Here is a 19339-nt window from a genome sequence, read left to right on the forward strand (position 1 = left end):
CGGGGGTTTCCTAGCCTGGGGTCATGCAGTTCACCCCCGCCCTCCTGACCACCCTCGCGGGCCGGTTCGCACCGGTGAAGACGCCGGCCGTCAGCACCCCGCCCGCCCAGCGCGACCCCGCCGTCGCCGCGCGGGTCTCCGGGATGCTCACCGACATCGAGAAGGGTGGCCTCGACGCCGTCCTGCGCTACGCCGCCGAACTCGACGGGCACGACGGCCGGCCCGTCGAACTCGACGCCGAGACCGTCGCCCGCAGCGGGGACCGCCTGCCCGCGGACCTGCGTGCGGCCATCGAACTCGGAGGGGAACGCACCCGCGCCTTCGCCGCCGCCCAGCGCGAGCACCTCGTCGACTTCTCCACCGAACTGACCCCCGGGCTCGTCGTCGGCCAGAAGTACGTGCCCGTCGGCCGGGTCGGGGCCTACCTGCCGGCGGGCCGGTTCCCGCTGACCGCGAGCGCCTTCATGACGGTCGGCGTCGCCAAGGTCGCCGGGGTCCCCTCGGTGGTGGCGTGCACGCCCCCGCAGCCGCACGGCGGCGCGAACGACGCGGTCCTGTACGCCGCCGCCGTGTCCGGGGTGGACCGCGTGTTCGTCCTCGGCGGGGTGCAGGCGCTGGCGGCCATGGCGTTCGGGCTCGTCGGCGACGGCCCGGTCGACATGCTCGTCGGGGCGGGCAACGCGTTCGTCGCCGAGGCCAAGCGGCAGTTGTTCGGGACCGTCGCGATCGACCTGCTCGCCGGTCCCTCGGAGGTCGCGGTGATCGCCGACGAGACGGCCGACCCGGTGCTCGTGGCGGCCGACCTGCTCGGTCAGGCCGAGCACGGCCCCAACTCCCCCGCCGCTCTCGTGACGACGTCGCGCGAACTCGCCGAGGCGGTCGTCGCCGAGGTCGACCGCCAGCTGGAGACGCTCGCGACGCGCGACATCGCGGGCGCCGCCTGGCGCGACCACGGCAGCGTCACCTGGGCCGCCGACTGCGAGACGGCCGCGACGCTGATGGACGACCTCGCCCCCGAGCACCTCGAGGTCCTCACCGCCGACGACGACTGGTACCACGACCGGCTGAAGAACTACGGGTCGCTGTTCATCGGCCCGTGGTCCACGGTGGCGTACTCGGACAAGGGGATGGCGGGGACGAACCACACCCTGCCGACCGCGGGCGGCGCGAAGCACAGCGCCGGGCTGTCGGTCTCGCGCTACCTCAAACCCCTGACGTACCAGCGGATCGCGCGCGAGGCGACGCCCGACCTCGCCACGGCGGTCCAGGTCATCTCCGACTCCGAGGGGATGGCCGCGCACAGCGCCACCGCCACCCTGCGCACGGCCCGCTGGCGGTGAGCTCCCCGGCGAACCCCACGACCCGCGTCGCCTGCCACACGTCGGCCCCCCGGATCGGCGACCTCGCCGGGAACTGCGACCGGTCGGTCGACGCGGTGCGGGCGGCCGTCGCGGCCGGGGCCGACCTGGTGGTGCTGCCCGAACTCGTCACCTCCGGGTACGTGTTCGCCTCCGTCGAGGAGGCGGCGGGGGTCGCGATCGGCCCGGACCACGACGTCTTCACCCGGTGGGCCCGGGCCGCGGGGGACGCCGTCGTCGTCGGGGGTTTCTGCGAGCGGGGCTGCGGCGGGACGCTGTTCAACAGCGCCGCCGTCGTGGACCGCACGGGGGTCCTCGCGGTGTACCGCAAGCTGCACCTGTGGGACGAGGAGAAGCGGTTCTTCGCCGCGGGCGACGAGCTGCCGCCGGTGCTGGACGTCCGGTTCGGCCGGCTCGCTCCCCTGATCTGCTACGACCTGGAGTTCCCCGAGCTCACCCGGCACCTCGCCCTCGCCGGTGCGGAGGTCCTGGCCGTGCCGACGAACTGGCCCCTGGGGCCGCGGCCGGACGGCGAGCGCCCCCCGGAGGTCGTCATCGCCATGGCCGCGGCCCGCGTGAACCGGGTCGTCGTGGTGTGCTGCGACCGCACGGGGACCGAACGCGGTCAGCGCTGGACGGCGGGCACGACGGTCGTCGGCGCCGACGGCTGGCCGGTGGCCGTGCAGGACGAGGGACTCCTCGTGACCGACGTCGACCTGGCCCCGACCCGTGACAAGCGTCTGACCGAACGCGCCCACCTCTTCGAGGACCGGCGCACCGACCTGTACTGAGCCGGGGTCCACGGCCGTCAGGGGGCCAGGGTCCCCCGGGGGTCGTGGCGGTGGCGGACCGTGGCGAGCCGGGCCCGGTCCGCCGCCGACCACAAGGCGCTGTGGTCGCCGCCGCCGGCGAGGTTCAGCGGGCCCGCGGTGGCCCAGGGCTGCACGGTGGTGGTCAGCGCGTGCAGCTGCTGCGGGACCCGTTCCGCGCCGGGCCCGGCGAGCACGCCGAGGCCCAGGAGCGAGAACTGCGCGCCCCGGCCGGTGACGGCGTTCGGGACCCTCGGCTGCCGGGCGAGGGCGCCGCCGAGCAGGCGCAGCTCGACCATGGCCAGGGTGCTGCCGCTCGCCGCGTCGGCGCGGGCCAGGACCGCGTCGAGGGTGCCCGCGCACAGTTCCCGCAGCCCCGTCCCGCTCTGCGCCACCGGCATGGGCCGGGTGGGGTCGGCGTGCACGCTGTCGATGGCGGTGAACGGCATCTCCCCGATCGTGTCGATCAGGACGGGCGCGGCGGCCCGCACCGGCTGCAGGAGCCGGTCGGCCTCGGCCGCGGTCCCCGTCGAGGTGAACCGGACGTGGACGACGAACTGCCCGCGCAGGGGTTCGGGCAGGGCCGGGTCCGGCGGCAGCCGCAGCAGTGCCACCGACGTGCTGACGTGCTCGGGCAGGGTCGGCGCCCAGGTGCGCCAGGCGTGCAGGACCTCCTTCGCGCTGGTGCCGGGGTGGAAGATCCCGCCGCCGTGCAGGCGGGTGACGGGCACGAGGTCGACGGTCATCGAGGTGACGACGGCGAGCCCGTCGCGGCCGCCGCGCAACGCCCAGAACAGGTCGTGGTGGTGCAGGACGTCGACGTGGCGGCGGTGGCCGTCGGCGGTGACGACGTCGAGGGAGCGGACGTGGTCGGCGGCGTACCCGTACCGGCGGCCGAGGGAACCGTGGCCGCCGCCGAGGGTGTACCCGACGGCCCCGACCTGCGACGACGACCCGCACAGCGGGGCGAGGCCGTGCTCGGCGGCGGCGTCGACCACGGCCTTCCAGCGCACGCCCGCCCCGACGGTGGCCGTGCGGTGCCGCGGGTCGATCCGCAGGCCGGTGAGCCGCTTCGTCGTCACGAGGACGGTGCCGGCGAGGTCGGAGGACAGGCCGTGGCCGGTGGCCTGGACCCGCGCCTTCGCACCGGTGGCCCGGGCGTACCGGACGGCGGCGGCCACGTCGTCGGCGGTCGTGGCGCCCACGACGAGCGACGGGCGCGGCTGGAAGGCCGCGTTGAACCCGGCGACCTCCTCGGCGAACCCGGCGTCGCCGGGGCGGAACACCGGGCCGCGGACTCCGCGCAGGGTCTCGGCGTGCCGGTCTGCGCTGGCGCTGAGGGTGCTGGTGGTGGTCACGGGGGTGCTCCTGAGGGAGGTGAGGAGGGGGAGGGCGGCGAGGGAGCGCAGCACCTGGCCGCGCGTGGGGCGGGACATCAGCGGCCCGCCGTGGCGGTGATCTCGACGAGCATCCCGGGCACGGCGAGGCGGGCGACGCCGACGAGCGTGGCGGGCGGGGTGGCCGGGGCGAACCGCTCGGCGATGAGGCCGTACCCGGCCAGGACGGCGTCGACGTCGGTGGCGTGGACGGTCAGCTGCAGGACGTCGCCGAGGTCCATCCCGGCGCGGTGCAGCAGGTCCTCGACGTTCTCGACGGCCAGGGCGATCTGGGCGGTGACGTCGCCCTCGTGGACGAGGCGGCCGTCGCGGTCGACGGACCCCTGGCCGGCGCAGGTCAGCAGCCGGGTCGGGGCGGGGCGCAGCTGGGCCTGGTCGAACCCCAGGGCGAGGTTCCAGCTGCTCGGGTTGATGCGGGTGGTCCCGCTGGTCTCGGTGGTGGGCATGCCGAGAACGGTGCCGCCAGCCCCGGGGGGCGGAACATCCCAGCGTCCTGGTGAACCGCGACCCCAGAACTCTGGGGTTCCCCCGGGTCGGCCACCGGGCGCAGACTCGGGTCGTGGCCTCGCCGACGGAACGCACGCGCGCGCAGCTCGACGCCCTGAGCACGACGGGGCTGGACACGCCCACGTTCGTGGCCGCCACCCTGGAGGTCCTGCACCGGGCCGTCCCGTTCGCGGCGGCCTGCTTCGCGACCACCGACCCCGCGACCCGACTGGTGACCAGCGCCCTGAAGTCGGGGACGATGACGACGGTCACGCCCGAGCAGGACGAGCTGTGGGCGTTCCACGAGTACGTCGTCGAGGACGTCTACGACTACCGCGACCTGCTGGACCGTCCCGGCGGGGTCACGACGACCCACCGGGAGACCGCCGGTGACCCGCTGCGCTGCAGCCGGTACGAGAACTTCCTCCACCCGCTGTGGGGCGTCACGGACGAACTGCGGACGGCCGTGACGGCCGACGGGTCGATGTGGGCGTTCCTGGCGCTGTTCCGCGACACCGGCGACCGCGCCGCGACCTTCAACGCCGCCGAGATGGAGTTCGTCAGCACGGTGTCGACCCCGCTGGCGCGCGGGGTGCGGGCCGGCCTCGTGACGTCGCTGGCGGGGGCGGCCCCGGTGGAGGAGGCCGGCCCGGGGGTGATCGTCGTCGACGACCGCGGGGACGTGCTGTCCGCGAACCCGGCCGCGGCCCGGCGCGTCGCCGAGCTCGGCGGCCCGGAGCTCGGTCGCGGTGCCCTGCCGATGCCGGTGCAGTCGGTCGTCAAGGCCGCGCGGCGGTTCGCGCAGGGGCGGCAGGACTGGGCGCCCCGCGTCCGCATGCGCACGACCGACGGCCGGTGGGTCGTGGTGAGCGCCTCCCCCATGACCTCGTTCGGCCCGTCCGCCGTCCCCACGTTCGCGGTGACGATCGAGGACGCGGGCCGGTCCGACGTGCTGCCCCTGCTCGTGGAGGCGTTCGGGCTGACCGCGCGCGAGCAGGACGTGGTGCGGCTGGTGCTGCGCGGGGTGTCGACGGCCGAGATCGCCACGACCCTGCACCTGTCCGCCTACACCGTCCAGGACCACCTGAAGGTGGTGTTCGACAAGGTCGGCGTCCGCAGCCGCCGCGAGCTGACCGCGCGGGTCTTCGTCGAGGAGTACGCCCCGAAGCTGGGCCGGGCGGTCGGCCCCTCGGGCTCCTTCGCCTGACGCCCCTCCGCCCCGCCCCGCCCCGCCCCGGCTCACCCGGGACCCCCACCTCCCGCGCGAGGCACACCTCGTGCCCTCCCACGGGCCGGGTTCCCGCGCGAGGCACACCTCGCGCCGCACCCGACGGGTGAGGTCCCGCCTCAGCGCCCGCCGAGGATGTTCCGGATCTGCTGCATCTGGGCGTCCCCGACGCCGAGCTGGCCCATGACGTTCTCCAGCCAGTGCGGTTCCCCGTCGCCGAAGAGGTCACCGAGCACGTCGTCCTCCTCCTCGGCGTCGACGGCCGCGGCGAGGGCGGGCCAGAACCCGCGGGCGACGGTCCACGGCGCGGACTCGCTGAGCAGCCCCAGGGCGCCGAGGTCGGACAGCCGTTCGCGCAGTTCCTCGACGGCCACCCCGGCGGCGGGCCCGAGCACGGCGGCGTTGTCGACGAGCCCGTTCAGGGCGGCGTCGTCGAAGGGGTTCCCGGTGATCGCCGAGGCCAAGATCGTCGGCAGCACGGCGTCGGAGATCGAGAACCCCTCCTCCAGCGTCGTGGGGTCGTCGAGGATGAACCGGCCGACGAGGTGGCGGCGCAGCTCACGGGGTTCCGGGGTCGGCTGCAGCCAGCCCTCGGCCTCCGGGCCGGGGGCCAGCAGCGTCTCGTCCTCGCCGTCGAGCAGGTCGAGGTCGAGCATGAGGAGCACGACCTGCCGCAGCCACGGCACGTCCTCGAGGTCGGTCGGTTCGCCGTCGGCGTCCACGGTGCTGGGGATGCGGTGCTCGAAGGAGGCGAGGATCGCGGTGACGTCGTCGCCGGCGAGCTCGGCGTCGTCGGGGACCTCGATCCCCTCGCCGACGTGGGCGAGGACGGCCTGCGCGGCCCGCACGGGGAAGGACGCGAGGACGGCGGCGTCCTCCTCCCCCTCGTCGACGTCCTCGGCCGCGGCGGCCAGGACCTCGGCGAGCTCGGGCGGCTCGCCCGCGAGCAGGACGAGGTTCGTCTCCAGGTCGCTCGCCGACCCCTGCCAGCGGCCGGTCTCGCCGAGGAAGGTCAGCAGCTGCCACCAGATCGCGGCGAGGTCGTCGACCATCTCGTCCGGTTCGGGGGTGGCCGTGTCCTCGACCATCGCGGGGATGACCTGCCCGACGAGCGCCTCGACGTCCTCGGGGGTGAGCCGGGTGAGCTGCGCTCCGGGCCGGACGGTGAGCAGGCCGCCCGCGCCGACGGTGACGGCCTCGACGACGGCCTCGGGGCCCACCTCCTCGTCGACCTCGACGTTCTCGTCCAGCCACGCGGCGAAGGGGCCGCGCAGCTCCTGCATCGCGCGCTCGCCGAGCGCGTAGGACTCGTGCACCAGGGGACGTTCGTCAGCTGCCACCGGCCCAGCCTGTCACCCGGGCCGTGATCGTCTCCACCGCGTCCGGTGAACGTCCTGCGTCAGCCCGCCCGCGCCAGCTCGGGGCCGTCGAGGTCCAGGACCCCGTCGTCGGCGAGCCGCGTCAGCCCCACGTGCACGGCCGGCTGCAGCCCTCGCGCGATCCGCCGGCCCGGCGCGGCGGGCAGGACGCCGCCGGCCACGAGCGGGGCCAGCCGCCCGGCGCCGACGAGCTCGGCGAGCAGGCGCCCGCCGCGCGTCACCTCGGCCGGGACGTCGGAGGTGGCCAGGGCCAGCGCGTACCCGGTGCCGGGGTCGCGGCGCACGACGTGGGCCACCTCGGCGATCACGAGCCGGCGCCGGGCGAAGGCGGCGTCGACGTCGTGCGGGGAGTCCCACGAGGCCCAGCGCGGCCCCCGTCCCCCGCCGGGGCGCAGGAAGCCCAGCTGCACGAGGACCTCGCGCATCCGGGCGGTGCCGGCGGCCCGGCCGCGCAGGACGTCCTCGGCGTCGCGCACGAGCCCGGTCCGCCGCAGCGGCGCGAGCTCGACGGGCAGGCCGGTCCGGACGGTGTGGGCACCCCGCCCGAGCAGGCCCCCGCGAGCGGGGCGGCACAGCGCCGTGGCCAGGTCCGGCAGCTGCGCCCGGTCCCCCGTCCACCACCCCGCGGCGAGGAGGAAGTTCACGTACCGAGCCCACAGCGCGCAGGTGGCCCGGACCTCGCCGGCGCGGTCGAACCCGTCCAGCTCGGCCTGCCGGACCGCCTGCGCGACGAGGAGCTCGACGTCGGCGGCGTCCAGTTCCGTGACGACCCGGTCGGGCCGGGTTTCCCCGCGCCGGGCCAGCAGGTCGCGCCGCGAGTCGCGCAGGCAGCGCAGGTGGGCGCTGAGGTCGGCCGCGTCGACCCCTCCGAGGTCCTCGCTGAGCCAGCGCGCGAACGCCAGTTCCGTGCCGCGCACGCTCGAGCGGTCGGCCTCGGTCGACGGTTCCACGGGAGTCCTCCCTCGTTCGGCGGGTCTCCACCGTACGAGGGAGCGCCCGGATTCCCCGGGAGTTGTCCACAGGCCTCGTGCACCGGGGATCAGGCCCCGGGTCGCACCCAGTCCTGCCCGGGCACCCAGTCGGAGAACGCGTAGTCGGCGACCGACACCGTCGCCCCCGCGGCGGTGGCCGAGGCGATGGCCTGGTCGCGGTCGGCGTTGGACCGGTCGTTGAGGTCGCGCAGCGCCGCCTTGAGGTCCTTCACGTCACCGCCGAGGTAGCCCTGCACGATGTCGCCCAGGTGCGGGCTGACGGGTTTCTGCGCGGCCTGGACCTTGGCGATCTCGGGGTTGCGCACGATGGGTTCGGGCGCCCGCTTGACGGTGTCGGCGAACCAGCGCGTGAGCTGCTTGTACGGCTCGATGACGTCCGCGGACTCGACGACGGACAGGTCGAAGGGGGGCTGGTCCATCCCGCCGGCCAGTCCCTTCTGGTACTCCTTCGTCGTCATGGACTCGATGACGGCGTTGGCCTGCTCGGGGTTCTTGGTGTTCCCGGCGATGAAGAACTGCGCGGCGGACGTCCCCCGGTAGGTCGTCACCGTGCCGCCGTCGGGGGTCAGGATCGGGCCGACGCCCATGGTGTCGACGAAGGTGGGCACGACGTTCTTCGCCCCGCCCGCGCACCACGGCCCGTCCGGGAAGTACGCGGCGATGCCGGAGGCCCAGCGCGTGCGGGCGTCGGCGACGGTCAGGTTCCCGCTGCCCGCCAGGATCAGCCCGGAGTCGTTGAGCTCCTTCCAGAACTCGATGGCGTTGACGTAGGTGTCGTCGTCGTAGGCGAACTCCCCCGTCGTGTACTTCGTGCCCTGGAACCCGGGGAACCCGGCGGCCTGGGCGAGGTCGTCCATCTGCTCACGCATGCGGGCGACGCCGCCGAGGGCGAGGACCATGGGCGCGGCGTCGCCGCCCTTGAGCTTCTGCAGGTTCGCGCGGTACTCGTCGTACGTGGTGGGCGGGTCGTCGGGGTCCAGACCGGCCTTGGAGACGAGGTCGACGTTGAACCACTGCGCGGCCGCGTACTGCTGGAAGGAGAACAGCGGCAGGCCGTAGAGCTTGCCGTCGATCGTCGTGATGCCCTCGGCGTAGGCGCCCTCGGGCAGCGCCGCCTTGGCCTCCTCCGACAGCGTGATCTCGTGCAGCCAGCCCTCGGCGACGAGCGCCGGCAGCGGCAGCCCGACGACGTTGCTGTAGATGTCCGGCAGCTGCTTGCCCTGGTTCGCCAGCTGCAGCGCCTCGGTGGACTTGCTGACGTCGTTGTACGTGTACTGGATCTGGACGCCGAGCGCCTTGGCCTCGGTGGCCGCCCACTCCTTGTGGAACTTCTGCAGAGCGCTGAAGTGGTCCCACCAGCGCAGGCTGGCGGTGGAACCGGGGCCGGCGCCGCTGCCGCTGCTGCCTCCGCAGGCGGCGAGCAGGGCCAGGGCGGACAGTCCACCGCCACCGGCGAGCAGGGAGCGGCGCGAGATCTGGGTCATGACGTTCTCCTCGTCGAGAATCGTGGGGGTTCGTGCAGGTCTAGGACTTGACGGCTCCGGCGATGCCTTCGACGAAGTACCGCTGGAGGAAGAGGAACAGCGCGACGATGGGCAGGATCGAGATGACGCCGGCGGCGGCCATCCCGGACCAGTCGGTGGCGTTCTCCCCGACGAAGGCCTGCATCCCGACCGACAGCGTCCGCAGGTCCGGGTCGCTGAACGAGAACACCAGGGGCAGGAAGAACGCGTTCCAGGTCGCGAGGAAGGTCAGCAGCGCGACGGTCGCCGTGACGGGCATCGACAGCGGCAGCATGATCCGGAAGAACACGCGCCCGAACCCGGCCCCGTCGACGGTGGCGGCCTCCTCAAGCTCCTTCGGGAGCTGGCGGAAGTACCCGGCGTAGATGAGGATCGCCGACACGTTGGCCGCACCCGACAGCGCGAGGATCATCCCCGTGAGGGAGTTCAGCAGGTTCAGCTCCATGGAGAGCTTGACGATCGGGATGATGGTGTACCCGGTCGGGACGAACAGCGTGGCGACGAGCACCGCGAGGATCACCTTCTTGCCCCGGAACCCGTAGCGGCCGAGGACGTACCCCGCGAGGGCGCACCGCACGACGACGATGGCGACGGTCGAGACCGTCAGGATCACCGTGTTCACCATGTAGCGACCGAAGTTCGCGTCGGTCCACGCCCGGGAGTAGTTCTCCCACGCGAAGTCGTCGGGGACGATCTTCAGCCCGGCCGTGAAGACCTCCAGGGAGCTCTTGAGCGACGCCGAGACCATCCACACGAAGGGGTAGACCCAGACGACCGCCAGGACGGCCAGCAGCAGGACCACGCCCCACCACGGCGCGCGTCGCAGGAGCCGGGCTCCGAGGGTCGCGTTCACGACAGCTCCTTCCGGCTGCGGCGGGCGACGACGAGCGCCCACGCCTGCAGCGCCCCGACGACCATGACGAACACCCCGAACAGGACGGCGGCCGCCGAGGCGAACCCGAGCTGCGGGATGGAGGCGCTGAACGCCCACCGGTAGATGTAGATCTCGATGATCTCGGTGGAGAAGAACGGTCCCCCGCCGGTCATGGTCTGCATGAGGTCGAAGGCGTGGAACGTGTCCTCGACCGTGAGGACCGTGATGATGAGCAGGAACGGGGCGAGCAGCGGCAGCGTGACGTACCGGAAGCTCTGGAACGCGCCGGCCCCGTCGATGCGGGCCGCCTCGTTGAGCTCGTTCGGGATCGTCTGCAGCGCGGCCAGCCAGTAGACCATCGTGATGCCGAAGAACTTCCACACGTACACCGCGGCGGCCGTCACGAGGGCGGTCCCGGAGTCGCCGAGGAAGTCGACGCCCCCCTTCGCGCCCAGCATCTTCAGGAACGCCGTGAACGGCCCGCTGGCGGGGTCGAAGACGAACTGCATGACGACCCCGACGATGGCCGTCGTGGTCACGACGGGCAGGAAGTAGACCGTGCGGAACAGGTTGCGCAGCGGCAGCCGCGGCGAGTTCAGCACCATGGCCAGCAGCAGGCTGAGCAGGATGCGCGCCGGGGCGACGAGCAGCATGAACACCAGGGTGATCTTCACCGAGGACCAGAACGCCGGGTCGGCCAGGACGGCTCGGTAGTTCGCGATCCCCACGAACCGCTGGCCGGAGGAGAACCCGTTCCACTCCACGAGGGAGTACCAGTAGCTCGCCACGATCGGGTACAGCGTGTAGAGGCCGTACAGCACGAGCGTGGGGGTGAGGAACGCCCAGATCCAGATCGTCTGGCGCCTGGTGTCGATGCCGCGCTTCGCCGTCGGCGGCGCGGTGAGGGTCGTGGGGGCCGGCGTGGGCGCGGGGGTGATCGTTCTCGCCATCGGGGGTGACCTCCCTACCGGATCTGGCTGAGCGAGAAGGTGGCCGGGTCGCTGCCGGTGCGGTGGCCGCGGTCGAGGTCCGTGATGGCCTGCAACTCGTCCGCGCCGAGCCTCAGCGCGGACGCCGCGAGGTTCTCCGCCAGGCGTTCGCGGCGGCTGGACTTCGGGATGACGACGTGGCCGTTCTGCAGGTGCCAGGCGAGGACCACCTGCGCCGGGGTCACGTCGTGCGCGTGGGCGGTGGACGTCACCACCGGGTCGTCGAGGTCGGCCCCCTGCCCGAGCGGGGAGTAGGCCTCGACGACGATCCCCCGCTCCCGGCAGACGGCGACGAGGTCGCGCTGCTGGAACGTGGGGTGCAGCTCGATCTGGTTGACGGCCGGGACGCCGTCGAGGGCGTCGAGGTGCTCGGGCAGGAAGTTCGAGACCCCCACCGCCCGCACCCGTCCCTCGGCGTGCAGTCGGCGCAGCGCGCGCCAGCTGTCGGCGTACCGGCCCGCCGAGGGGTTGGGCCAGTGGACGAGGTACAGGTCGAGCCGGTCGACGCCGAGCCGGTCGCAGGTGTCGTCGTAGGCGCGCAGCGCCTCGTCGTACCCCTGGTCGCCGTTGCGGAGCTTGGAGGTCACGAAGACCTCCTCGCGCCGCAGCCCGGACGCCTGCAGCGCCGCGCCGACGCCGGCCTCGTTGACGTACGCGGCGGCGGTGTCGACGTGCCGGTACCCGAGCTCCAGGGCGTCCTCGACGACGCGCTGGGCGTCGTCGGCGGGGACCTGGAAGACCCCGACCCCGAGCTGCGGGATCGCGACCCCGTCGGCGAGCCGGACGGCGTCGAGCTCCGGGGCGCTCACCTCGGCTCCAGCACGAGCAGCGAGACCGACGGCAGCGGCAGCTCGACGGTCGACGTGAACGTCCCCCCGGAGACGGTGACGTCCTGCACGGGGGCGAACTCCTCCAGACCCTGCCGGTCCTTGATCGCGGCGATCTGGTCCTCGGTGGGGTTCTGCGGGGACCCCAGCGCCGTCCACACGGTGTGGGCGTTGCTGTGGGCGGCGTCGATGCGGTGGTGGTGCACGGCGTACGTCCCGTCGGGCAGGTTCTCCACGCGCACCGTGACGGGGGCGGCCGCCTCGTCCTGCTGGTACTGGTCGTCGGTGTGCCGCCAGACGAGCAGGCTGACGCGCCCGGCGGGGTCGGCGGAGGCGAGGACGTCGACCTCCTCGCGCATGGACCGTCCGTCCCCCGCGTCGAGGTCCTCGGCCGGGCTCATGGCGTCCGACGTCGCACTCAGGCGCCGGCCGCCGAGCCGGGACAGCATGCGGTAGGCGTTGAGCAGGGGTTTCTCGATGCCGCCGGCGGTGAGGAACGCGCGGGTGCCCTCGAAGAACCGCTCGCCCTCGAAGTAGAAGCTCCACGAGGTGGCCTGCTCGACCGTCACCGGTTCGGTCTCGTTGAGGTCCAGGATCTTCTTGAACAGCTTGACCTGGAACACCGGGTAGTACTCGGTGTTCTGGAAGGCGAAGTTGGCGTTGTCGTAGACGCTGTAGTGCGCGGGGACCCCGGCGTCGCACTCGTCGACGATGGCGGGCAACGAGTGGTACTGCGGGAACTCGGCGATGACGCGCTGCATGCGGCGGATCTCGAACAGCATCTTGTGCGCCGACGGGTTCTGCTTCTCCGGCGCCGGTGCCCCGGTCGGGCCGTAGGTGCGCCACGGCGTGAACGCGGACCCCTTGGTGTGGAACGAGACGAAGTCAAGCGCGACGTCGTGGTCGGCGGTGTGCTGCAGGAACGTGCGCAGGAACTCGACCCCGCCGCCCGTCACGGCCGGCCCGCCGACCCGGGCGTCGGGCAGGACGCTGCGCACGGCCTCGGCGGTGACCCGGTAGAGGTCGCAGAACTGCTCCGGGGTGCCCTTCCAGTAGAAGATGTCCGGCTCGTTCCACAGCTCGAAGAGCCACTCCCGGACCTCGGCGAGACCGTAGCGCTCGACGCAGTGCTGCACGTGCGCGGCGACGAGCCCGCGCCACTTCTCGTAGTCCTTCGGCGGGTAGGCCCAGGCCCCAGCCTCGTAGTTGCTGTAGACCGTGGGGCTGGACACGACCTTGAGGTCGTCGGCCTCGGGGGGCAGCAGGTCGCGGGGCGTGAACGCGATCTCCATGAGGACGTGGTGGCCCGCCTCGACGATCGCGTCGTAGGTCTGGTCGGCGATCGTGAAGTCGTAGAACGGGTTCCCGTCGGCGTCCTCGTGGTAGACGTTCCCGTTGCCCCAGTGCGGGATCCCGAACCCCGTGCCCGAGCAGAACACGTAGTGCGGGCGGATCAGGAAGGGCCGCGGCGAGAACTCCCCGAAGGTGTTCAGGAGCTTGCGCCCCGTCGGGGTGTACGTCCAGTTGATCTCGTCGTACCCGATGCTCTCCCAGATCCGGGTCAGGGCGCCCCGGTCGCTGGCGGCGTCGACGACGACGGTGGCCCGCTCGACGTGCGGGGCCGCGGGGTCGCTGGGGGCGGAGCGCGGGAAGTGGTTGGTGTCGGTGGACAGGCCGGGGTTGTGAGCAGTGCTGGTGCTCATGGGGGTGCCCTCCAGGGCAGGCGGGAGCCGCGTCGGTGCGGCTGCGGCGGGTGGTTCTCGGTGAAGGGTCGGGCGAAGGGTCTGAGGTGTGTCAGGCGTTGGCGGGGTCGGGGGCGTCGTACGCCCCGAGCGCGCGGTCACGGGCTTCGGTGATGTGCGCGGCCATGGCCGCGCGGGCGGTGGCCGGGTCGCCGGTGCGCAGTCCGTCGAGGACCCGCGTGTGCTCGGCGACGCAGTGGTCGGAGTCGGTGACGCCTCCGCCGCCGAAGAGGCGGAAGCGCTGGATCTGCCCGCCGAGGGCGCGGTACGCGGACAGCAGGAACTCGTTGCCGGTGGCCTCGGCGATGATGCGGTGGAAGCGCTCGTCGGCTTCCCAGTACTGCCGGAACTCGTGGAACGAGGGCCCCAGGGGGGCGGTCGCGAGGTCGTGGACGGCCCGTTCGAGGTCGGCCACGAGCTGCGGAGTGAGCCGGTCGGCGGCCAGCTCGGCCAGGGAGGGTTCGAGGACGAGCCGGGCCTGCATGAGCCGGACGAGTTCCTCGGGGGTCGCGACGGGGGCGACCCGGTAGCCCTTGAGGGCGGTGCGGCGGACCAGGCCCGTGGACTCCAGCCGGGCGAGGGCCTCGCGGACGGGCGTCTGGGAGACGCCGAACTCCCGGGCCAGCGCGTCGATGCCCAGGGCGGTACCGGCTCTCAGCTCGCCGTCGATGAGCAGGTCGAGGACGGCGTCGTAGACGTGGTCCGCGAGCATCTGCCGGCTCGGGGCCGGCGCGCGACGGGTCCTCGTCTGATCCACGAGCGTCATCGTAGACAGCCCTCCGGGTCGGGACGGGTTCTATCGAACGGTGGGGCGGGCGGTGCGGCATCGCTGTCACCTCCTCGGCGCCGGCTCTGCGGTGAGCGTGCGTCGTGCTGTTGTCATCGACCGTAGATCGTGCACGATCGATGGTCAAGAGGTTGTGGCGCCCACTTCCTCCAGCGCCGGCGGTTCGGTCAGCGCCGATGGCGCCACCACCGGCGTCGCGGGGACGGCGGAGCGGGATCGGGCCGGTACGCCGCGACCACCTCCGGGACCGTCCGGCCCAGGACGGCGCGGAACCAGGCGACGTCCTCGGGCCGGTGCTGCTGCGCCAGCTCCTGCCGGTCCCCGACGGTCCGGGTGATCGTCCACAGGCCCGGGGAGGCCCGGACGGCGGAGTCGACCACCGGCGTGGTGAACGCCTCGTACCCCTCGGCGTCGCGGGCGAGCGCGGCGACGAGCCAGAGTCGTGCCACCGCCACGGGCCGCAGGCTCCCCCGTCGGCCGAGCGGGTCGTCGACCAGGGTCATGCTGTCGATGCGCCGGACGACCCAGCGTCCCTGTCCGACGTGGAACCGGCAGAAGGTGTCGGTGTGCAGGTCCACGACGGCGCCGAACCGCCCGAGGGCCTCGACCGTCGCGCCGTCGAGCAGCCGCGTGGCGACCGTCCGCTCCCGGTCCCGCAGTTCCCGCTCGCGGCGTTCGGCCGCGACCGGTGCCCACCGCCGTTCCAGCGCGCGCCGGTCCAGCGGCTCGCCCCCGCGCAGCTGCTCCAGCAGCCAGTCGGAGTCCACCTGCGTCCAGTACGCGAAGAACAGTTCCGGGGTCACCTCCCGTCGCGGCAGGTCGGCCACGGTCCGGTACCGCCCGTCCCAGACCCGCCCTCCCCGCCCGGAGGAGTGGACGGCGAAGGGCACGCCGTTCCAGTGGCACACCCACGTCCACGTGTCGGGGACCGCGATGTCCGGCGTGACGACCCGCAGGAGTTCGGCGACGCTCAGGTCGTCGGCGACCTGCACGCTCCGGCGGTGCGGGACGACGTCGTCGCCCATGGCGACGCTGTCGCGGTCGACCTCCAGCAGCACGGGACCATCGTGGCCCGTCCCACCCCCGGCCGTCCTGCGGACCCCGGGGCAGGACGGTCGACCCGCGCGAAAGGGCTTTCCCTGTGAAAGGCTCGGTCGGTGACAGGAACGTTCCTCGACGGCGTGCGAACCCTGGCCCGAGGCATCCGGGAAGAACCCCGCCCCTTCCGCACCGCCCTCGTCGGTTCGGTCGTCTACGGCGTCGGGAACGCCGTGTCCGGGTTCCTCGTGGGGCGGGTGACGACCGACGTCGTGGTCCCGGCCCTCGACGGTTCGGGGACGGTCGGTCCCCGCGACGTCTGGCTCGCCGGCGCGACGCTCACCGCCGTGACCGTGGTCCTCGTCGGCGGCGTCCTGCTGCGCCGGATCTTCGGCGGTGCGTTCACGTTCGCCCTGCAGGCGCGGTACCGCCGCGCCCTCGCGCGCCGCTACCTCGACCTGCCGCTGGCCTGGCACCACGCGCACCCCGCCGGCCGGCTGCTGGCCACGGCGGGTTCGGACGTGGAGGCGATGTGGCAGGCGACGATGGTCCTGCCCTTCGCCCTCGGCACCGCGATCCTCATCGTCTTCGCCGGGATCGCCATGGCCGCGGCCGACCCGGTCCTGGCGGCCGTGGGCCTCCTCGTCGTGCCCGCGCTGGTGATCGCGAACGTCGTCTACCAGCGGCGCATGTCGCCCCTCGTCGTGGCCGTCCAGCAATTGCGCGGGGAGGTGTCCTCGACCGCCCACGAGAGCTTCGAGGGCGCCCTCGTCGTCAAGACCCTTGGCCTGGCCGACGAGGAGGTCAGCCGGTTCCGCGTCGACGCCGAACGACTGCGCGACGCCAACGTGGCGGCGGGCCGGACCCGGGGCGCGTTCGACCCGCTCATCGAGGCGCTGCCCTCCCTGGGCACCCTGCTGGTCCTCGTGGTCGGCACGGTCCGCGTGGCGTCCGGGCACACGGGCGTCGGCGACCTCGTCCAGGTGGCCTACCTGCTGGGCCTGCTGGCGTTCCCCGTGCGCTCCTTCGGCTGGCTGCTCGCCGACCTGCCGCGCACCGTCGCCGGCGACGCCCGCGTCCAGGCGGTGCTGCGCGAGGACGCGACGACGCCCTGGGGCACGCAGCCCGTCGCCGCCGGCGGCCCGCTGGGCGTCGCGACGAACGGCCTGTCCTACCGCCACCCCGCCCCCGCGCTCGACCCCCTCACCGACGACGGACGCGAGCACCCCGCCCCGCAGCCGGTGCTGTCCGACGTGACCCTGGACGTCACCGCCGGCACGACCGTCGCCGTCGTCGGCGGGACGGGAGCGGGCAAGTCGACGCTCGCCGGTCTGCTGGTGCGCCTGGTCGACCCCTCCACGGGCGACGTGCTCCTCGACGGCGTCGACGTCCGCCGGCTCGCCGAGGGGCAGATCGCGGGCGCGGCCTCGCTCGTCCCGCAGTCGACGTTCGTGTTCGACGACACGATCCGCGGCAACATCGCCCTCGGCCTCGAGGTGTCCGACGACGAGGTGTGGCGGGCGCTGGAACTCGCCCAGGCCGACGGGTTCGTCCGGTCCCTGCCCTCGGGCCTGGACGAACTGGTCGGGGAGCGCGGCTCGACGCTGTCCGGTGGGCAGCGCCAGCGGCTCGCCCTGGCCCGCGCCCTGGTGCGGCACCCCCGCCTGCTCGTCCTCGACGACGCCACCAGCGCCCTCGACCCCGCGGTGGAACGCGCCGTGCTCGACGGCCTGGAACGTTCCGGCACGGGGACGACGGTCGTCGTCGTCGCCTACCGCCCCGCGACGATCGCCCTCGCCGACGAAGTGGTCCACCTCGACCACGGACGGGTCGTGGACCGGGGTCCCGCCGACGAGGTCGCCGCCCGCGACGAGGGGTACCGCGACCTCGTCACCGCCTACGCCCGCGCCGCCGCGGACCGAGCCGCCGAGGAGGGCGCCGCGTGAGTTCCGGAGTTCTGGCCAGGAGTCGCGAACTGACCCCCGAGTTCGCCGAGGGGATCGGCCTGACGCTGGTGATCGCCGCGGCGACGACCCTCGGCAAGGTCGCCGTCCCGGTCGCCGTGCAGCAGACCATCGACGCGGGCGTGCAGGCCGACGGCGGCCCCGACGTCACCCGCGTCGCCGTGCTCTGCTCGGTCGCCGCGCTGCTCGTGCTCGTCACCGCGGGCACGGCGTGGATCGTCAACGTCCGCTTGTTCCGCGCCACCGAGGCGGGGTTGGCGAGCCTGCGGGTCCGCGCGTTCCGCCACGTCCACGACCTCGCCGTCCTGACGCAGAGCGGCGAACGACGCGGTTCCCTCGTCAGCCGCGTGACGAGCGACGTGGACACCATCTCGACGTTCCTGCAGACCGGCATGCTCGTCCTCGTCCTGTCCGCGGCGCAGGTCCTCCTCGCGACCGGGTTGATGTTCTTCTACTCGTGGCAGCTGGCGCTCGTCGTCCTCGGCTGCTTCGTCCCCCTGGTCCTGGCCCGGCAGAAGCTGCAGGCCCCCGTGACCCGCGCCTACCGCGCCGTCCGGGTCCGCATGGGTGACCTGCTCGCCGCGATCTCCGAGACCGTCGTGGGGGCCGACGTGATCCGCGCCCACGCCGCGTCCGAACGGTCCTGGACGCGGATCGACGCCACCATCGAGGCTCACCGCAAGCAGGCTGTGAAGGCCCAGACGGCGACGGCCGTGACCTTCTCCTCCGGGGTGTTCGTCTCCGGTGTGGTGGTCGCGCTGGTCATCGTCGTCGGCACTCTGCTCGGCCTGGCCGGTGACATCACTCTCGGCCGGCTGCTGGCCTTCCTCTTCCTCGCCCAGTTGTGGGTCGGACCCGTCCAGGCGGCCACGGAGGTGCTCAACGAGCTGCAGAACGCCCTGGCCGGCTGGCGACGGGTCGTCGACCTCATCGACACCCCCGTGTCCGTCCCCGAACCCGCCACGCCCAGGACCCTCCCCCACGGCCCCGTCGACGTCCGGGTCCAGGACGTCGCCTACGCCTACCCGGGCACGACGAAGACCGTGCTGTCCGGGGTGACCCTGCACTTCCCCGCCGGTTCCCGCACCGCCATCGTCGGCGAGACGGGATCGGGCAAGACGACGCTGTCGCGCCTCATGACGCGCCTGGTCGACCCGGTCTCCGGCCGCGTCCTCCTGTCGGGTGTGGACGCCCGGGACCTCCCCTCGGCCGAGCTCCACCGCCGCGTCGTCGCCGTCCCGCAGGAGGGTTTCCTCTTCGACACGACGGTCGGCGAGAACGTGCGCCGCGGCCTGCCCGGCGCCACGGACGCCCAGGTCCGCACCGCCTTCGACGACCTCGGCCTCACGGCCTGGCTCGACGGCCTCCCCGAGGGGCTGGAGACGCCCGTCGGCCAGCGGGGGGAACGCCTCTCGGCCGGAGAGCGCCAGCTCGTGGCCCTGGTCCGCGCCCACCTCGCCGACCCCGACCTCCTGGTGCTCGACGAGGCGACGTCCTCGGTGGACCCGGCGACGGAGGTGCGGCTGCAGCGGGCGCTCGAAGGGGTGCTGTCGGGACGCACGTCGGTCGCGATCGCCCACCGACTCTCGACGGCGGAGGCCGCCGACACCGTCGTCGTCGTCGACTCGGGTCGGGTCGTGGAGGTGGGCCCTGCAGCGCGGCTCGCTCACGCGGGCGGCCCGTACTCCCGGCTCCACGCAGCCTGGACGGCGCAGCACGCCTGAAAGGTCCCGGATCGCGAAGAAGGCTGGCCCCCTGCGGAGGGGTCCAGCCTTCCCGTAGTTGCGACGCCGTAAACACGTGTGGGGCGCACCCCCGAACAGGGTGCGCCCCACACGCTCTCACCAAAGTGTGAGTGGCCGGCGGTGACCTACTCTCCCACCCAGTCTCCCGAGCAGTACCATCGGCGCTGGTGGGCTTAGCTTCCGGGTTCGGAATGAGACCGG

Annotated in this window: 16 protein-coding genes and 1 rRNA gene; 5 read left to right on the plus strand and 12 right to left on the minus strand. The window is 73.4% G+C overall.

Annotated features, from left to right (window positions below):
• Positions 1-23 precede the first annotated feature (23 nt).
• Together hisD and CLV37_RS23530 are read left to right on the plus strand one after the other, a co-directional pair.
• Positions 24-1340, plus strand: coding sequence for a histidinol dehydrogenase (hisD, locus tag CLV37_RS23525; RefSeq protein ID WP_106215098.1), 1317 nt, complete (start codon positions 24-26; stop codon positions 1338-1340).
• Entirely contained in the window at positions 1337-2149 is an 813-nt protein-coding gene (locus CLV37_RS23530; RefSeq protein WP_106215100.1) for a nitrilase-related carbon-nitrogen hydrolase, read from the plus strand. Before hisD ends, CLV37_RS23530 begins: the two co-directional genes overlap by 4 nt.
• A gap of 17 nt (positions 2150-2166) precedes the next feature.
• On the opposite strand, the gene CLV37_RS23535 is transcribed toward CLV37_RS23530, so the two are convergent.
• Together CLV37_RS23535 and CLV37_RS23540 are read right to left on the minus strand one after the other, a co-directional pair.
• The gene (locus CLV37_RS23535) at positions 2167-3525 is read right to left on the minus strand and encodes an FAD-binding oxidoreductase (protein ID WP_211298887.1); all 1359 of its coding nucleotides are present in this window, start codon (positions 3523-3525) and stop codon (positions 2167-2169) included.
• A gap of 77 nt (positions 3526-3602) precedes the next feature.
• Entirely contained in the window at positions 3603-4010 is a 408-nt protein-coding gene (locus CLV37_RS23540) for a RidA family protein (protein WP_106215104.1), read from the minus strand.
• A gap of 113 nt (positions 4011-4123) precedes the next feature.
• Here CLV37_RS23540 and CLV37_RS23545 point away from each other — a divergent pair, with 113 nt between their 5' ends.
• The gene (locus CLV37_RS23545; protein ID WP_106215106.1) at positions 4124-5257 is read left to right on the plus strand and encodes a helix-turn-helix transcriptional regulator; all 1134 of its coding nucleotides are present in this window, start codon (positions 4124-4126) and stop codon (positions 5255-5257) included.
• A gap of 140 nt (positions 5258-5397) precedes the next feature.
• Here CLV37_RS23545 and CLV37_RS23550 read toward each other — a convergent pair whose 3' ends face one another.
• The 9 genes from CLV37_RS23550 to CLV37_RS23590 form a co-directional block, all read right to left on the minus strand.
• Positions 5398-6618, minus strand: coding sequence for a hypothetical protein (locus CLV37_RS23550; RefSeq protein WP_146149558.1), 1221 nt, complete (start codon positions 6616-6618; stop codon positions 5398-5400).
• A gap of 59 nt (positions 6619-6677) precedes the next feature.
• Positions 6678-7607, minus strand: a complete 930-nt coding sequence (locus CLV37_RS23555; protein WP_106215110.1) for a hypothetical protein — start codon at positions 7605-7607, stop codon at positions 6678-6680.
• An 89-nt stretch (positions 7608-7696) separates the two neighbouring features.
• Positions 7697-9133: an ABC transporter substrate-binding protein gene (locus CLV37_RS23560; protein WP_106215112.1), complete on the minus strand. Its 1437-nt coding sequence runs from the start codon at positions 9131-9133 to the stop codon at positions 7697-7699.
• A gap of 40 nt (positions 9134-9173) precedes the next feature.
• Entirely contained in the window at positions 9174-10025 is an 852-nt protein-coding gene (locus CLV37_RS23565; RefSeq protein ID WP_211298888.1) for a carbohydrate ABC transporter permease, read from the minus strand.
• Positions 10022-10996, minus strand: coding sequence for a carbohydrate ABC transporter permease (locus CLV37_RS23570; RefSeq protein ID WP_106215114.1), 975 nt, complete (start codon positions 10994-10996; stop codon positions 10022-10024). Before CLV37_RS23570 ends, CLV37_RS23565 begins: the two co-directional genes overlap by 4 nt.
• Before the next feature lie 14 nt (positions 10997-11010).
• The gene (locus CLV37_RS23575; protein ID WP_106215116.1) at positions 11011-11844 is read right to left on the minus strand and encodes an aldo/keto reductase; all 834 of its coding nucleotides are present in this window, start codon (positions 11842-11844) and stop codon (positions 11011-11013) included.
• Entirely contained in the window at positions 11841-13565 is a 1725-nt protein-coding gene (locus tag CLV37_RS23580) for a GH39 family glycosyl hydrolase (RefSeq protein WP_106215118.1), read from the minus strand. Before CLV37_RS23580 ends, CLV37_RS23575 begins: the two co-directional genes overlap by 4 nt.
• A 91-nt stretch (positions 13566-13656) precedes the next feature.
• Positions 13657-14316, minus strand: a complete 660-nt coding sequence (locus tag CLV37_RS23585; RefSeq protein WP_342762306.1) for a GntR family transcriptional regulator — start codon at positions 14314-14316, stop codon at positions 13657-13659.
• A gap of 242 nt (positions 14317-14558) precedes the next feature.
• On the minus strand, positions 14559-15449 hold the full coding sequence (locus CLV37_RS23590) for a hypothetical protein (protein WP_106215122.1): 891 nt from the start codon (positions 15447-15449) through the stop codon (positions 14559-14561).
• Between the two features lie 99 nt (positions 15450-15548).
• Between CLV37_RS23590 and CLV37_RS23595 the strand changes: the two genes are divergently transcribed.
• Entirely contained in the window at positions 15549-17375 is a 1827-nt protein-coding gene (locus tag CLV37_RS23595) for an ABC transporter ATP-binding protein (protein ID WP_106215124.1), read from the plus strand.
• The gene (locus CLV37_RS23600; protein WP_106215126.1) at positions 17372-19117 is read left to right on the plus strand and encodes an ABC transporter ATP-binding protein; all 1746 of its coding nucleotides are present in this window, start codon (positions 17372-17374) and stop codon (positions 19115-19117) included. Before CLV37_RS23595 ends, CLV37_RS23600 begins: the two co-directional genes overlap by 4 nt.
• 133 nt (positions 19118-19250) lie before the next feature.
• Here the strand turns inward: CLV37_RS23600 and rrf are convergent.
• Positions 19251-19339, minus strand: a 5S ribosomal RNA gene (gene rrf / locus CLV37_RS23605); the annotation flags it as partial.

Origin of the sequence: Kineococcus rhizosphaerae (assembly GCF_003002055.1) — a bacterium.
Classification (GTDB): domain Bacteria; phylum Actinomycetota; class Actinomycetes; order Actinomycetales; family Kineococcaceae; genus Kineococcus; species Kineococcus rhizosphaerae.